At 50.1% G+C, this 15809-nt stretch carries 17 protein-coding genes; 12 read left to right on the top strand and 5 right to left on the bottom strand.

Going from position 1 to position 15809, the window contains the following annotated elements:
• Positions 1–124: 124 nt before the first annotated feature.
• The 4 genes from ACKFKF_RS01630 to ACKFKF_RS01615 all read left to right on the top strand — a co-directional run bounded on the left by ACKFKF_RS01630 (position 125) and on the right by ACKFKF_RS01615 (position 5317).
• On the top strand, positions 125–2806 hold the full coding sequence (locus ACKFKF_RS01630) for a DEAD/DEAH box helicase (protein ID WP_446866074.1): 2682 nt from the start codon (positions 125–127) through the stop codon (positions 2804–2806).
• Positions 2807–3240: 434 nt separating this feature from the next.
• Positions 3241–4293 carry a response regulator gene (locus tag ACKFKF_RS01625; RefSeq protein ID WP_446866073.1) on the top strand — a complete coding sequence of 351 codons (1053 nt, stop codon included), beginning with the start codon at positions 3241–3243 and terminating at the stop codon, positions 4291–4293.
• A gap of 197 nt (positions 4294–4490) precedes the next feature.
• Positions 4491–4688 (top strand): hypothetical protein, encoded by a 198-nt coding sequence (locus tag ACKFKF_RS01620; protein ID WP_446866071.1) that lies wholly within the window; start codon positions 4491–4493, stop codon positions 4686–4688.
• Between the two features lie 128 nt (positions 4689–4816).
• Complete coding sequence (locus tag ACKFKF_RS01615) at positions 4817–5317, top strand: Tic20 family protein (RefSeq protein WP_446856649.1); 501 nt, start codon at positions 4817–4819, stop codon at positions 5315–5317.
• Here the strand turns inward: ACKFKF_RS01615 and ACKFKF_RS01610 are convergent.
• Positions 5314–6114, bottom strand: coding sequence for a fumarylacetoacetate hydrolase family protein (locus tag ACKFKF_RS01610; protein WP_446866069.1), 801 nt, complete (start codon positions 6112–6114; stop codon positions 5314–5316). The two genes, ACKFKF_RS01615 and ACKFKF_RS01610, sit on opposite strands and share 4 nt — an antisense overlap.
• Positions 6115–6377: 263 nt before the next feature.
• Between ACKFKF_RS01610 and rpsF the strand changes: the two genes are divergently transcribed.
• The 3 genes from rpsF (at position 6378) to ACKFKF_RS01595 (ending at position 8378) form a co-directional block, all read left to right on the top strand.
• Entirely contained in the window at positions 6378–6707 is a 330-nt protein-coding gene (gene rpsF / locus ACKFKF_RS01605) for a 30S ribosomal protein S6 (RefSeq protein WP_446866068.1), read from the top strand.
• 98 nt (positions 6708–6805) lie between these two features.
• Positions 6806–7804 (top strand): NAD(P)/FAD-dependent oxidoreductase, encoded by a 999-nt coding sequence (locus tag ACKFKF_RS01600; protein WP_446866067.1) that lies wholly within the window; start codon positions 6806–6808, stop codon positions 7802–7804.
• Positions 7805–7823: 19 nt separating this feature from the next.
• Positions 7824–8378: an Npun_F5560 family protein gene (locus tag ACKFKF_RS01595; protein ID WP_446866066.1), complete on the top strand. Its 555-nt coding sequence runs from the start codon at positions 7824–7826 to the stop codon at positions 8376–8378.
• 249 nt (positions 8379–8627) lie between these two features.
• On the opposite strand, the gene ACKFKF_RS01590 is transcribed toward ACKFKF_RS01595, so the two are convergent.
• Positions 8628–9020, bottom strand: coding sequence for an STAS domain-containing protein (locus tag ACKFKF_RS01590; protein WP_446856644.1), 393 nt, complete (start codon positions 9018–9020; stop codon positions 8628–8630).
• A 561-nt stretch (positions 9021–9581) separates the two neighbouring features.
• On the opposite strand from ACKFKF_RS01590, the gene ACKFKF_RS01585 reads away from it, so the two are divergent.
• Complete coding sequence (locus ACKFKF_RS01585) at positions 9582–10238, top strand: DedA family protein (RefSeq protein WP_446856643.1); 657 nt, start codon at positions 9582–9584, stop codon at positions 10236–10238.
• Between the two features lie 66 nt (positions 10239–10304).
• Here the strand turns inward: ACKFKF_RS01585 and ACKFKF_RS01580 are convergent, their stop codons facing one another.
• Positions 10305–11126: an alpha/beta fold hydrolase gene (locus ACKFKF_RS01580; RefSeq protein ID WP_446866065.1), complete on the bottom strand. Its 822-nt coding sequence runs from the start codon at positions 11124–11126 to the stop codon at positions 10305–10307.
• A 124-nt stretch (positions 11127–11250) separates the two neighbouring features.
• On the opposite strand from ACKFKF_RS01580, the gene ACKFKF_RS01575 reads away from it, so the two are divergent.
• The 4 genes from ACKFKF_RS01575 (at position 11251) to ACKFKF_RS01560 (ending at position 15348) form a co-directional block, all read left to right on the top strand.
• Positions 11251–11574 carry a hypothetical protein gene (locus ACKFKF_RS01575; protein ID WP_446866064.1) on the top strand — a complete coding sequence of 108 codons (324 nt, stop codon included), beginning with the start codon at positions 11251–11253 and terminating at the stop codon, positions 11572–11574.
• A 362-nt stretch (positions 11575–11936) separates the two neighbouring features.
• Positions 11937–12218, top strand: coding sequence for a Nif11-like leader peptide family natural product precursor (locus ACKFKF_RS01570; protein ID WP_446856640.1), 282 nt, complete (start codon positions 11937–11939; stop codon positions 12216–12218).
• 218 nt (positions 12219–12436) lie between these two features.
• A complete protein-coding gene (locus tag ACKFKF_RS01565; RefSeq protein WP_446866063.1) occupies positions 12437–14416 on the top strand; it encodes a S9 family peptidase in 1980 nt (659 codons plus the stop codon).
• 92 nt (positions 14417–14508) lie between these two features.
• On the top strand, positions 14509–15348 hold the full coding sequence (locus ACKFKF_RS01560) for a carbonic anhydrase (RefSeq protein WP_446866062.1): 840 nt from the start codon (positions 14509–14511) through the stop codon (positions 15346–15348).
• A gap of 48 nt (positions 15349–15396) precedes the next feature.
• On the opposite strand, the gene ACKFKF_RS01555 is transcribed toward ACKFKF_RS01560, so the two are convergent.
• Together ACKFKF_RS01555 and ACKFKF_RS01550 are read right to left on the bottom strand one after the other, a co-directional pair.
• Positions 15397–15558, bottom strand: coding sequence for a type II toxin-antitoxin system HicA family toxin (locus ACKFKF_RS01555; RefSeq protein ID WP_446866061.1), 162 nt, complete (start codon positions 15556–15558; stop codon positions 15397–15399).
• Positions 15555–15764 carry a 2-oxoisovalerate dehydrogenase gene (locus ACKFKF_RS01550; RefSeq protein ID WP_446866060.1) on the bottom strand — a complete coding sequence of 70 codons (210 nt, stop codon included), beginning with the start codon at positions 15762–15764 and terminating at the stop codon, positions 15555–15557. Before ACKFKF_RS01550 ends, ACKFKF_RS01555 begins: the two co-directional genes overlap by 4 nt.
• Positions 15765–15809: the final 45 nt, after the last annotated feature.

Raw genomic sequence — 15809 nt, 5'->3', positions numbered from 1 at the left:
AGAAGGGTTTAATATTTAGATTAGCGTCTACCACAGACGGCGAGTTTCTCAGCAAATTGCTGAAACTTTTGCCCAAATCTCAGGTAATTCGGCTGATTCCAGTAACCTTCTCGGACTTTTGGGTGTGAACAATTCCCCTCCCTCGGCTCGGCTTGATCTGCAAACCCTATTTCCCTTTGAGCTAGACGACTTTCAGCGACAGGCGATCGATGCGCTCAATGCAGACAAGTCCGTTGTGGTCTGTGCGCCCACAGGTTCGGGGAAAACGCTGATCGGGGAATATGCCATTCATCGGGCCTTGGCGGGCAATGGTCGCGTCTTTTATACCACGCCGCTCAAAGCGCTGTCTAACCAAAAACTCCGTGATTTTCGGGATCAGTTTGGAGCCGATAAAGTGGGCCTGCTGACCGGGGATGTGTCGATCAACCGAGACGCGCCAATTCTGGTGATGACGACCGAAATCTTTCGCAACATGCTCTACGGAACGCCGATCGGAGAAGTGGGCACCTCCCTCACCGGGGTCGAAGCCGTCGTGCTGGATGAATGTCATTACATGAACGATCGCCAGCGCGGAACGGTCTGGGAAGAGTCGATTATTTACTGCCCAACTGAGATTCAACTCGTTGCCCTCTCGGCTACGGTGGCCAACAGCGATCAGCTTACCGATTGGATTGCTCAAGTTCACGGCCCGACTGATCTGATTTACTCAGATTTTCGCCCTGTGCCACTCCATTTTTCTTTCTGCAATACTAAAGGGCTGTTTCCTTTACTAGACGACGACCAGCAAAAAATTAACCCCCGCCTCAAGCCCAAACGCGGGCAATATCGACCCAAAGGAGCCAATCAGCGAGGCGCACCCCGACCCGAAGCCCCCAACATTGCTTTTGTCTTGAGCAAGCTACGCGAAAAAGACATGCTGCCTGCGATCTACTTCATCTTTAGCCGCAAGGGATGCGATCAGGCGGTGACAAATCTGGGGCCGCTATCTCTGGTGAATCCGTCCGAAGCGGCGCGACTAAAGGAGGCGATCGACGAATTCCTCAGCAGAAATCCAGATGCTGGCCGGGCTGGACAGGTTGAGCCACTCTATCGAGGCATCGCCGCCCATCACGCTGGGATTTTGCCCGCCTGGAAAGGACTGGTCGAAGAACTCTTTCAACAAGGGCTGATCAAAGTGGTCTTCGCCACAGAAACCCTGGCCGCCGGGATCAACATGCCTGCCCGCACGACCGTAATCTCCAGCCTCTCCAAACGTACCGATTTGGGTCATCGCCTGCTAAATCCCTCAGAGTTTCTGCAAATGGCAGGACGGGCTGGCCGACGTGGGATGGATAAGGAAGGCTATGTGGTGACCGTCCAAACGCCCTTTGAAGGCGCAAAAGAAGCCTCTTATCTGGCGACAACGGGAGCCGACCCCCTGGTGAGTCAGTTCACACCCAGCTACGGAATGGTGCTCAATCTCCTGCAAACCCACACCATTGACGAAGCCAAAGAACTCGTTGAGCGCAGTTTTGGACAATATCTCTCCACGCTATATCTACGTCCTCAGCAGCAAGAAGTCGATCGCGCCAAAGCCGAACTTGCCCAACTCGAAGCCCAGGTTGCCTCGGTCGATTGGAAGCTGATGGAGCAATACGAAAAACTGCAAGAACGCCTCAAAGAAGAAAAGCGCCTGCTCAAAACGCTGCAACATCAAGCCGACGAAATGCACTCCGGAGAACTGGCGATCGCCCTCTCGTTTGCTGTCGCCGGAACCCTCGTCTCACTCAAAGGCGACCATGTGCGGATGGCTTATCCCCTTCCAGCGGTCTTAGTAACCAAAGTTCAGGGATCTGGGCAGTTCCCCTATCTCGTCTGTTTGGGGCAAAACAATCGCTGGTACATCTCAACCGTCGGCGATGTAGTGAATTTACGGGGTGATATTCCCAGATTGCGTGAAGTAGACGAAATTTTACCGCCCTCAGATTTGCCACCCAAACCCGGTCAGTCTCGCAGCGGTAACGAAATAACCGACGCGATCGCTCGCAAAATTCCCGATGTCCCCGGCTCAGACGAAGATGCCCCCGAAGTCTACGCCCAACTGCAACGCATGGAGGCCGTCCATGCCCAAATTGAGTCTCATCCGGTTCACGCCTGGGGCGATCGCAGCTACTTGATGAAACGGCAGCGACGCATTCAAACCCTCAAAGCAGAAATTCAAGATCGCCAAGAAAAGCTCGATCGCCAAGCCCAACGCCATTGGGAAGAATTTCTCAGCCTGATTACCATTCTGCAAAGTTTTGGATGTCTCCAGGGACTCATGCCAACCGATCTAGGGCAAGCAACCGCTGCCATTCGGGGAGACAACGAACTTTGGCTCGGATTGGCCATCATGTCGGGTGATCTTGACCACCTTGATCCCCACCATCTAGCAGCCGCTTGTGCAGCTCTGGTAACTGAGGTCTCTCGCCCCGATAGTTGGACTCGCTGCGACGTTTCTTCGGAGGTCGAGGATGCCCTAAGCGAACTCAGAGGCATTCGGCGACAGCTTTTTCAGCTTCAGCGTCGTCACCAAGTCACCCTCCCTGTCTGGCTCGAATATGATTTTATCGGACTGGTCGAGCAGTGGGCCCTAGGCACCGAATGGACAGAACTCTGCGCCAATACCAGCTTAGATGAAGGCGATGTGGTGCGGATTTTGCGCCGTACCCTCGATTTTCTGTCGCAAATTCCTCACATTCCCCATGCGGCTAGACCGATTCAAACCAACGCGCTTCGGGCGATCGCGCTCATCGATCGCTTCCCAGTCAACGAAGGGGTTGAGTAATGACCCCCCAAAGACCGTAGTACTGAGCTAGTTAATGTAAAATTTATAATCTCCATCTACTGGCATAACTCAGCTATGATTCTCGAAGCTCCTTCCCTGTACTCAATTCAGCCGTGAATAAGCAGACAAAACTTCTCCGTACAAAATCTCTTGATCTCCGTAAAAAGCCTGATTGCTTCATAAAAACATTTGCCCATACTGGGAAAAGAGCGCTAGAGCGATTTAGCGTACTTAGATGGCTGAAATTAAACTTTGGGAGCCACGTCGCAGGGTTGATAAAGGTAGGCACTGAGCGATGAGCAGTTGGTTAACAGTGCGTAAATACTCAGTCGAAAGCTGTCTAAAACGCCTGATCACGCCCGATCGCAGTTCTCCCTCAAAAATTTGGCTCTATTCATACTCTTATTGACTCAGTTGTTTAGGGTTTTTCCAACGTGAACGACCTGGATTTGGAGCGACCTAGAATTCTTGTGGTAGATGACCACCCGTCCAGTCGGATGACCGCCGTTGCCCTCTTGTCGGTTGAGGGTTACGATGTTTTGGAGGCAGAAAGCGGCTCTGCGGCACTTTCACAGGTTTTTGCGACTAACCCAGATTTGATTCTTCTGGATGTGATGATGCCCGGAATGGATGGCTACGAGGTCTGCCGTCGCCTCAAAGCGGATGAACAAACTCGTTTGACACCCATCGTATTTGTCACCGCACTGGACGATCGTCGTGCCCGACTCAGAGGCATCGAAGCAGGGGGCGATGATTTTCTGACCAAGCCATTTGATCAATTAGAACTCTCAGCACGGGTCAAGTCGCTAATCCGCCAAAAACGGCTGAACGAAGATCTCGACCATGCCGAAAAAGTGTTGTTCTCGATCGCGCGCACCGTCGAAAGTCGCGACCCCAACACCGGGGATCATTGTGAACGGCTCGTGATGCGGGGCAAAGCCTTTGGTGAATTCTTAGGGTTGTCTCGTCCCGAAGTCCGCGATTTGATGTGGGGCGGCTATCTTCACGATATTGGCAAGGTGGGCATCCCAGATGCGGTCTTACTCAAACAGGGCAAACTCACGCCCGAAGAGTGGGAAGTGATGCAGCAGCATGTCTTGATTGGCGAAAAAATCTGTCAGCCCCTAAGAACGATGCGTGGAGTTGTCCCGATTATTCGTCACCATCATGAGCGCTGGGATGGGTCGGGCTACCCGGATGGGCTGGTCGAAGGTGAGATTCCACATTTGGCACAGATTTTTCAAGTGGTTGATATCTACGATGCTTTGACGAGTGAGCGTCCTTACAAAAAGGCGTTCTCCCCGGAGGAGGCACTCAAAATTATCGAGGAAGAAACCGCTAAGGGCTGGCGCAACCCGGAGCTAATTACTAAGTTTAGTGAGTTTATTCGGACGATCGAAATCCAGCCAGCCACGCCTCCAACCATTCAACAGGGTGATCTATCAATCTGGTTTCAAAAGTACATCAAAAGCGCCCGCAAGCTTTGAGGCTAGATGTCGAGAACGTCGATCGCGCCTTCCCATGAAGCTGTATAAAGCATGTCCGACTTCTTCTAAGAGCTACTCTAAAATTGAGACACCTCTGGAGATCCGCAGAGTTTTGCTGCCAATGAAAACTCTTACTAAAGCGCTTACTCATGTCAATTTAACGTCAATCTCAGCCAAGTCTACGGGAGGTGTGGTGCATGTTAGTCATCCTGATGGGCGATCAAATTATTTCTCCACAAAAAGTCTGTCAGACCTGTTTGCTGGCTGACCAGAGTGGCCAACCTCGCTGGCAACAGGGACAACTTCGCTGCGGCTATGCGATTCGTAAGTTGTCTGAGACTCAGCCCAATCAATATGAGTGTCAGATGGGGTTTCGAGTTGCTAATGTCGAGTGAGGCAGTGAGCAGAATTTGAGTCCAGGCATTAGGATGAGATTAATCAAATTGCCAACCGCTAAAAGAAAGCAAACGGCTACTGTGTCTTACGGCCTTTAGAAACCTACACTCAAATTAGGAGAATCCGCATGTCTTGGCGTGGGTCAACAACTGTTTCCGATCGCATCTTTGCCTGTCTCGCTTACCTTCTGCCACTCCTTGATTTAATCGGACTGGTTACAAGGCCCCTGATTCTGACAGAATCTTTTTTGACTCCTATATTGAGAGTCCTGGTGGTTCCCCTGTCACCACTGCTGGCAATTTACAATAGTTTGGGCGGCATCGTTTCATTTGTCGTCTTCTTTGCGCTCTACCTGCTTGTGGTTCGCAACGAAAACTTGCCTCACTTCATCCGCTTCAACACCATGCAGGCAATTTTGTTTGGAATTGTTTTGAGCCTGATTGGGCTGGTTTGGGCTTATGTTTTGGCACCGATTTTAGGGACAAGTGTCTTGCTGACACAGACGTTGTTTAACACAATTTTCTTGGGCATGGTGGTTGCGGTTGGGTTTTCGATCGTTCAATCTGCGCTCGGAAAGTATGCAGAAATCCCTACGATTTCAGAAGCCGTCTACATGCAAGTGCGCTAGACCTGAGATTCGACAATTGCCGCAGTGCGAGCGATCACTGAATTCTCTAAATAGCCAATTCCTTCAATCTCAATGCGAATGCGATCGCCCACCCCGATCGCGCCTACTCCCTCCGGAGTCCCCGTCAGCACCACATCTCCCGGCAATAGCGTCATCACCTGACTAATGTAAGCCACCAATACATCAGGCGGAAACACCATTTCGCTGATTGCGGCTGACTGCACAGGGTGACGATCGTCATTCACAAAGGTTTGCAGCCTCGCCCCTGGATTGATCTCGCGCACCACCCACGGCCCCAGCGGACAAAATGTGTCAAATCCTTTGGCCCGTGTCCACTGACCGTCTTTTTTTTGCAGATCTCTCGCCGTCACATCGTTGGCGATCGTATAGCCCCAAATTTTGCTGTGAGCGTCTTCTGGGGTGCAGTGAGAACAGCGATCGCCCATTACTAGCGCCAGTTCCCCTTCATAATCGACTCGCGCTGACTGAGACGGGTGGCAGATCTCGGCATCCATCGCAATTACCGTCGTCGGCGGTTTGAGAAACAACAGCGGCTCATCTGGAACTGGAGTCCCCATCTCGGCCGCATGATTTGCATAGTTTTTGCCCACAGCCACAATCTTAGAAGGCGCGCAGGGAGCCAAAATTTGATAATGATTAGCGTCTAAAACTTGATCCGTCGGCTGTCCCTTCATCCACGGAGGCGCATCTAACACTTGCACTCGACGATCGATCTGCAACAGCCCATAAAAAATCTTGCCATCTGGGGTCTGAACTCGAACATAGCGCTGTGCCATACCGGGATAGATACCTTAATTACGTATAAAACTTCAGGGCGTGGACTGCCCACTCGCATACAGCGAATGCTTGCAAAATCTGGAGTCTCAGGCTTAACGTCTAGCACCTTCTAGCTGGATCGTCTAGAAACTGGGATAGAATGGTAAGTCCTTGCTTTTTCATTATTGGGGAACTGGGTAGCAGGTCAAGTATTTTTTTGACCCAATTTGCTACTGAGTTTGCCAATCGAAAAGGCCGACTTGTCCATAAGGAGAAAGCTGGTATGAATTTCATTTACGAAACGATGTACATTTTGCGCCCCGATCTCAACGATGAAGCGATCGATGCGGCGATCGAAAAGTATCAAAGTCTGTTGAAAGACAACGGTGCAGAAATCATCGAAACTCAACATCGCGGCAAACGCCGTCTCGCCTACGAAATCGCCAAACACCGCGAAGGCGTTTACATTCAGATGAACTACACAGGCGACGGTAGCCAGATCGCTGGAATGGAGCGCGCCATGCGGATCAGCACCGAGGTCATTCGCTACCTGACCGTCAAGCAAGACGTGCCCAAAGCTGAAGACGTTGAGGCCGTTGCAGTCGAAGGTTAGTTAGACTGAGGCCAGGTTTAAAGTTTGAGGTTTAGGGTTTAACGTGATTGATAGATCACCTCCGTCCTAAGCCTTTAACTTTCATTTACAGTCACGTCATGAAGCTCTCAAAAAAGAATCTGGATCAGCGCCTTGACCATGTATACGATGCGATCGTCGTCGGCGGTGGCGCAGGCGGACTTTCAGCAGCCCTCTACCTACAGCGCTATCGATTGTCTTGCCTGGTGATCGAAAAAGGACGAGGGCGATCGTTCTGGATGCAAGATTTACGCAATTATCTTGGCTTGCCGCCGACAACTCCGGGACGCACCATGCTCCAACAAGGGCAAGAACATTTTCTCTCACTCGACGGCGACTATCTCCCCGGCTTTGTCGAAGATGTCCAGGATGACGGAGAAACCTTCGCGGTCAAGGTCAAGGTCGGCAAAAAAGACAGCATTTATCAGACGCTTCGAGCCAAGTATCTCGTCGCAGCCAGCGGAGTGATCGACCATCTGCCCAAGCTAGACGATATGCAAAACGTCTATGATTACGCGGGCTACAATCTGCACGTTTGTATGATCTGTGATGGCTACGAGATGGGGGATAAAAACTGTGGACTGTTTGTAAATACCGAAGCCGCGATCAACACTGCCTTTGTGCTGAACTGGTTCACGCCCTACATCACCGTTTTCACGCAGGGCTTATGTGAGGTCAGCACCGAGATGCGCCAAAAACTTCAGGATCACGGCTACCCCCTGGTCGAAACGCCCATTCGCCGCTTTTTGGGTGACAATCACGAAATGAATGGGGTGGAGTTGACGGATGGAACGATCGTTCCCCTTGAAACTGGACTCATCTCAATGGGGTCTCATTATCACAACGAGTATCTCAAAGGGCTAGACCTCCAGTGGAAAGGCGGTAATCTCACCACAGATGGCATGTGTCGCACCTCTCATCCAAGAATATTTGCCCTGGGGGATTTAAAAGAGGGCCTAAACCAGATCTCAATTGCCGTCGCAGATGGTACATTAGCGGCAACTGCAATTTGGCGTGATATTCGTCGCGCTTCCCCACCTCGTCTTTGGGAAGAACACCTCAAACAGGCAAGCCATTAAAATCTGGAGTGACAAACAAGTGACCCAAGCGGATACCCCTCACATTCAACAACTGCAATCAGAGGTTGTGCGGCTGCAAGAAGAATTGCAAATGCGCGACCAACTCGTCCAACAGCTTTCGCAAGAACTCTTTCGTCTAGTCAAGGGCAACGCTAACCCGGTGCCGACTTCGGAAATTTCTGCGGAGCGTCATCTGGCAGAAATGCGGGCGCTCAGAGAACAGCTACAGCAGGTTGAGCAGCAAGTTACGTTTTATCAGGAGCAGATTGCCGAACGCGATGCTGAAATCTATCAACTGCGGCAGTCGGTTCAAGAATTGACCGATCGCTCTCGCATGTTAGAGCAAGTCGTTCAGGAGTTACCCAAGATCTACAAGCAAAAGTTTGCCGAGCGAATGGCTCCCGTTCGCGAAAAGGTGGCTCTGGTGCAGCGAGAAAACCGTCAGCTTCATGCGGAGTTGCAGAGTGTCAGCTACCGATTGGCGGTTAGAACTCGCCGCACGTCTCACCTAGATTTGCCCAGCTTCCCCCGATCGGAGGGAGATATCTCGCTACCCAGCTTTGGGAATGCCTGATCGTTTGGGATGGCTGCCTTTCAACCAGGCTTCAGATTTTGGCTGGCAGAGGTTGAAATTTCGATGGGAACTAAGTTTTAACGACGCTAGAGGGAACGGTTCGTCTTTTTAAGAGGAGGGAAGGTTCCCTTTTGTTTGATCGTCTGTAGGCTTCACCACCTCAAAATAAGCCTCAAAATAAAAAACAGCCCGATCGTACTTTTTCAAGAACGATTAGGGCCATCAGGCGGGATCATTCAACCGATCGCTTCACGCCACCTCTAAAGCAGGCAAGACCTGAAGGGTAGGAAGTTCTAAAGAAGCCAGCAGTGCATCATAACTTTCAAAAATCGTGAAGGCACGATCGAGCTGTGTGATTTCAAAAACCAGTTGGGCAGATGGGCACAGACCACACAAAACGAGCCGGGCCCCCACTTGAGTCGCTACGTTTAGCCCTGCAACCAGCGAAGCGAGGCCAAAGCTGTCGATAAATTCAATACACGACATATCCACCACCCACAGCTTGCGGCAACGAGAAACGCTACCTTGAGAAACCTGCGATGCGACCGTTTCAAGCTGTTGCCGAAGGTGACCGCCGCCTCGCAAATCCAGCCGACCCTGGGGCTGAAGTAAAAACTCCTCACTGATGCTTTTAGAACCCATAGCCTCATTCCTAAAAAAGATTTTGTTGACTTTTAAAAGCACTTGCTCGTCCCCACCCAAAACCGATAAACCTTGTTTTACTGCTCAGTCGATCGACCGAATCAAATCGCTGGGATGTAGAGACTAGGGGACTTTTCAAGCTAAGTAGATATACGTAACTTGCTGCTACAACTATAAAGATTAGCTTCGTCGGCTTTGAGGAATTCTCCGGAGGATTCACAAAATCTTCACGTTTGGGTTCCTTTATATTAAAATTTTCTCTTTTGTGATAAAAATTGCAGTTTTTGCCTCGAAAGCTTTTTTGAAAATAGCCCCAATAGGCTTTTGATCAACTCATTTTGCGGCAGGATGATTGGCTGGTTGCTGACGCGCCTGAATCGGAAGCTTTGTATAGGATCTGATTTGTCCGCCCTCAATGTAAGGAAATGTCTCTAAGATTAAGAAAGCTCTCCGTCGCATCCAAGACAACAAAAGCCAGAATTCAAATTACCCTGCATTGACACCGTTCTGAAATCAAGTCAAGATCGACGGGAAAGATGAAGCTTTGTAAAGGTTAACCTAATGTCTCTTGACTTTATCTCGCCCGAAGCTATTCAAGAAATTGCTCAACAGTACGGCTACTGGGCGATTTTCTTTGGAATTTTGTTAGAAAATTTGGGTTTGCCTATTCCCGGAGAAACCGTCACCCTAGCCGGGGGATTTTTAGCTGGAAACGATCAGCTTAACTACTGGTACGTTTTGGCTGACGCAGCCTCTGGCGCGATTCTAGGGGGCACTTGCGGCTACTGGATTGGACGCTACGGGGGGTGGCCATTACTGCTGAATCTGGGGCGGGTGTTTCGAGTCAAAGAAGCACAGCTAGAGGAAATTCGCCGCCAGTTTAGCGAAAATGCTGGAAAAGCCGTTTTGTTGGGCCGATTTATTGCCCTGCTGCGAATCTTTGCCAGTCCTCTTGCGGGAATCGCTGAGATGCCATTTCTCAAATTTATGCTTTACAACGTGGCTGGGGCCTGTGCTTGGGCATCGGTCATGGTGTCTCTGGCGTATTTTGCGGGACAGGTGGTGCCTCTGGAGAAGTTGATTAGTTTGGCTTCCCAGTTTACGATCGCCGCCCTGCTCATCGTCGTCGCCTGGATTGTGGTTCCTCTTTGGCTAGAATCGCGCAAAGCAAAGTCAATAGAAGCCATCAGCCAAGAACCCGCTGGGGATAGCGAGTAAAAGGATGAAAATCTACGGCAGGGTAGTGCTTCGGAAGCGCGAATAACTCGTACCGCAACCAGAATTTTAAATAGTCGAAAGAGTTTCTAAAAATTGGCCGATCGCTTTGGCAAGCTGAGGCGCATATTTTTGTGGCAGGGCGTGATCAGCGTCGGGGATCACGACCAACTGAGCATTGGGAATTTCTTGAGCATAGGTTTCGCAGTGCCAGATGGGAATGGTCTCGTCACGATCGCCTGTGATTACCAAAGTTGGCACTTTCAATCGATAAATTTCTTTTTCAACCGTGTCGATCGCATCTTCGGGGCGGAGCCGATCTACGAGAAACGATCGGGCAGCAGGTTGAGCCTTTAATTCTCGACGAAACCAGGCGAGTTGTTCGAGAGTGGGACGCTGACCAAAGGGGGTGGCGATCGGTTTGAGGAGCGTCAAGGCCCAATCGACGATCGGAGTCTGCCAGAGAAGCGGTCTGAGATGGTCATATCGCCCCGCAAAACTGTCATCTCGAATGCCTGCGGGTGCTGCCAAAACGAGACCCTTTACTCGATCGGGATATTGCAAAGCGTAGGCGGCGGCGACCCATCCTCCAAAGGAGTGCCCCAAGATATAGCAGGGTGCAAGCTGCAATTTCTCAATCACTTGATGCACAAACGCCACTTCTTTAGCCACGTTGTATTGAATAGACGGTTTAGCAGAGTCACCAAATCCCATCAGATCCAAGGCAACGCAGCGAAATTGAGACTGTAACTGATCCATTAAAGGTAGCCAGCATCGTCCGTCACCTAAAAAACCGTGCAGCATGAGCAGCGGCGTTTTGGCACCGACTTCGAGATAGGCAGCGGGCTGAGGCGATAAATTGAGGCGATCGAACTCCAAGTGAACAGTCAATCGCTGTTTGGATAAAAAGTTAGACTCCAACGGCTTTTAATAGGCAGACTACTTTACACAATCTTAATCGAGCGCGTTAGCCTGGTAGGTAGAGTTTCTGACCGTGTTTTCCACGACGCACCTCATGAAAGCATCTTGTTGGACGGTCTCTGTAGTTTGGATGCTGCCTCTGCTGATAGGGTCTGCTGCTCAGGCGCAGTCATTGACGGGTTTGAGTTCGGTACAGTTGCAGCGGCTTTCTCGTGATCTGGTGCCCTCAAGTTCTGAAGACTTTTTCAGAAAGGGACGAGAGCAATTCGATCGAGAGCTAGAGCTTTTACGCCGTCCTTCTAAATCGCCTGATCGACTTCTCAAGGTTGACTCGCGGACTCAGTATCCCCAGCAGAACGATCGCCCCAAATTTCCCAAATCTTTAGATTCTCTGAACGATCGTCTCCCATCTAGGTAAGAGTGCCGGAAAACATCTGACTTGAGAGAGGGCCGAGAAAGCGATCAAACTGTCACAATCTTGTTTAATGAAGCTTTTATAAAGGAGCAATATAGTTTTATCAGTAGTTTGACGCTTTCAGCAAAAAATTTTAATGAATTTGTGCAAGTTTATACCTAAGCGCTTAAGTAACGTAGTAGTTTACACTTATCCACAAGTCCATTTTTTGATGAAGTCTGAGTACATCTCTCACCGTCATGGTGGATGAAAAAGTGGATGAGAAGAGGATTGCTTAAAGCGTTTTGATTTGGAGAACTGCGATCGCGCCCCGACCCCACTGAGCAATCTGGTGCAAATACTGACTAGCCCAAGGAGAACGTAACATGTCTGTAGAAAGTGCAACTCGGTTTTTGAAAGCGGTGGCTCAGGATGAGTCAATTCGGGAGCGGTTTGAAGCGGTGCGATCGCCCGAAGACTTTCTCAAAATCTCGGATCAATTGGGCTATTGTTTTACGACCGCTGAGTTAAAAGAGATTGTGGCAGAACAGAGCAAAGGGGTGGTCGTCAGACGTTCTACAGGCGTTTGGAAGTGGCTTCGCAATATCAACTGGCTAGAACGGCAGAACGTGCCTGAGTACAGTTCCCAAGAGTTGGCTATGGGGTGAAGGATGCAATCGTCTGAAGGGGGTTTCTCAACCGTCCATTCCAGGATGCTTGCAGTCTAGTAAGGGCAACCTTTCACCCCCCTCTCATTCATGGGAGCGCAAAGCCTTGTCTGATTTGCAAAGTAACCGTGATCTGTATCGAGCCAGTAATGTTGACGCTGCTTCAAATTCGATAATCCTTAATTCTCAAAGGGCTAGGGATTTGCGATGATGGAGCTATGCGATTTTTAACTAAAGTTTTAGCGACAATTTTGGCAGTCGTGCTGCTTCCCTCTGTAATGGTACTGGCTCAAGAAACGATCGCTCCTGGCGAGAATCTCGTAGTCGAGGGCATTCCTGCAATTCCTGCTGAGTTGGCGACAACGGTCGATCGCTACACCCAGTTTCGATCGGCGGCCCTTTCTAGCTGGCATCCGACCCGTCGGGAGATGCTGATTTCGACTCGATTTGCCGATACCCCACAGGTACATTTAGTCAAGTTTCCGTTGGGCGCTCGCAAGCAGATGACGTTTTTCTCTGAGCGGGTGGGCGGAGCGACCTATCAACCGGGGCAGGGCGACTACTTTGTTTTTAGCAAAGACATCGGCGGCAATGAATTTAATCAAAACTATCGCTATGACTTGAGGACGGGCGATGTAACGCTGCTCACCGATGGCAAGTCTAAGAATAGTCGAGGCATCTGGTCAAATCGCGGCGATCGCATGATCTACACTTCGACGCGCCGGACTGGAAAGGACACTGATTTTTATAGTCTTGAGCCTGCAAACCCCAAGAGCGATCGTCTGCTGGCAACCGTTGAAGGGGGCGGCTGGGGGCCGATGGATTGGTCACCGGACGATCGACAGGTGCTGGCAATGGAGTACGTCTCGGTCAACGAAAGCTATTTGTGGCTATTTGACACGCAATCAGGCGAGAAGAAACTGCTCACTCCCAAAGGCGGCCAAGAAAAAATTGCCTATCAGAGCGCAGTGTTTAGTAAAGATGGCAAGGGATTGTACGTGGTGAGCGATCGTGAGTCCGAATTTTCTCGGCTTGCTTACGTGGATCTGGCAACGTTTGAACCCACTTATCTCACAAGTCAAATTCCCTGGGATGTGGAAGATCTTGATTTGTCGGAAGACGGCAAGCATCTGGCGTTTGTGACCAATGAAGACGGCGCGAGTGTGCTGCATATTCTGGACACTGACACCCGCAAAGAATGGACGCTGCCCAAGCTACCCGTCGGTCTGGTCTATGGCATCACCTGGCATCGCAATAATCAGGATTTGGGCTTTACGCTAATTTCGGCTCGATCGACGGCTGACATTTATTCGCTCAATCTGGGGACAAATCAGGTCGATCGCTGGACAGAGAGCGAGACGGGCGGCTTGAATACAGCTAATTTTTCAGACGCAGAACTGGTACGCTGGAAGAGTTTCGACAATAAAACGATTTCTGGGTTTCTGTATCGTCCACCCGCCAAGTTTGAGGGCAAGCGTCCTGTCATGATTGACATTCACGGCGGCCCAGAAGGTCAGTTTCGTCCGGTCTTTTTGGGACGCGCTAACTACTATTTGAATGAGTTGGGCGTGGCGATGATCTTCCCCAATGTTCGGGGATCGACGGGCTATGGCAAAACCTTCTTGAAGTTAGACAATGGCTTTTTGCGCGAGGATTCTGTCAAAGATATTGGCGCACTATTAGACTGGATTGCGACTCAGCCTGATCTCGATAAAGACCGAATTCTAGTTACGGGCGGCAGTTATGGGGGCTACATGTCGTTAGCGGTGGCGACGAATTATAGCGATCGCATTCGAGCAGCCATCAACATTGTGGGCATTTCTAACTTTGTCACCTTTTTAGAACGAACCGAAAGCTATCGACGAGATCTGCGACGAGTGGAATATGGCGACGAGCGCGATCCCAAAATGCGCGAATTTTTGCTGAAAATTTCTCCGGTGAATAACGCCGATCGCATCAAAAAACCGCTCTTTGTAATCCACGGCAAAAATGATCCTCGCGTGCCGCTCAACGAAGCCGAACAAATTGTGGCGACGGTGCGAAAAAATAATGTTCCCGTCTGGTATCTGATGGCAAAAGATGAAGGACACGGCTTCTCAAAGAAGAAAAACGTCGATTTTCAGTTCTACGCAACGGTTATGTACGTCAAAGAGTTTTTGCTAGAATCGCTGCCAAAAGCGGGGATCAGGGGTAGCTGAGTTCAAGGTCAAATAGTAGAGCTTTACTCGACTTTACAAAAATACGGAAAGTGTTACATTGCTCTTGTAGAAGGGAAGGATAATGCCGATGGTTGACAATCATTTGGCTCTATCGATCGGCTCCACAATCCGCTACTTCACCGCAACTAGGGCAAGAAATCATGTCGCTCACAGGACTGATCCAAGGACTCAACTCTTTCCACGACAACTATTTCGCTGACAACCGAGATCTTTTTGAACGGCTTTCGGGTGGGCAGTCTCCAGAAGTTTTGTTCATCACTTGTTCTGATTCGCGCATCGACCCCTGTTTAATCACGCAAGCGGCTCCCGGCGAACTGTTTGTCATGCGAAACGTAGGCAATATCATCCCTTCTTATGGGGCAGCCAGCAGCGCTGAATCGGCGGGTATTGAGTACGCAGTTGAGGCCTTGGGCATCAAGGACATCATTGTTTGCGGACATTCTCACTGTGGCGCGATGAAAGGACTGCTGCAAATTGGCACCCTGGCTGAGAAGATGCCTGCGGTCTATGACTGGCTAAAGCGTCACGGCGAAACGACTCGGCGCGTGGTGATGGACAACTATGCCGGAACCGAACCCGACCAACTCTTGAAGATTGCGATCGAGCAAAATGTCTTGACGCAAATCGAAAATTTAGAAACCTATCCCGCCATTCGATCAAAGCTACACGGCGGCAAGCTCAACCTCCACGCCTGGATGTACGAAATTGAAGCTGGAGTCGTGTTTGCCTATAATGCAGCACTGCGAAGATTTACGCTGATGGAGAAGCGATCGTTTCCGGTACCTGACCCGCTCATTACAACTAGCTGCACAGAGTCGGCCCCAATCCCCACGCCCGGATCTACAAAGCCGAGGGTAGAGTGGTTGCCCACCCTAAACAGCATTGCGTATAACTTTACACAAAATCCTTAGATCTAAAAGTAGATGAAGTGGAGCGATCGTTCCCGATGCCTGTCTTGATTACCAGTTTGCCTGACCAATGGAGTTAGGAGAAAAGTGCATGACGAAGTTTTTCTCGATCAAGTTCAAAGTGTGACTGCCCGTTTGACGAGTGACTACATAGCCAAATTTTGTTAGTGACTTTACCAGATCATCTCCTGATAAGTCTCTTGGCAATCTCATGAGGCAATCACTTCATCTCGAACAATGTGTAATCGAATGACTTTGGGACGGTTTTGCTCGTCAGGAAAATGACACTGAACAGCATCGCGCACCATCTCTCGCAGCGTTTTTAAGTCATCCGCTTGCGTGAAAACTGCTTCACCTAATGCTCTAGCCGTGTAGCCACCATCAGGATCATCTTCAACCAAAAACACAATCTCAGTCATTTTCTATTTCCTGATGAAGTCGCTCGTTCCTTTACTCTCAAGAGG

Source organism: Phormidesmis sp. 146-12 (assembly GCF_052939495.1).
This window is presented reverse-complemented; position numbering and strand designations above follow the sequence as displayed.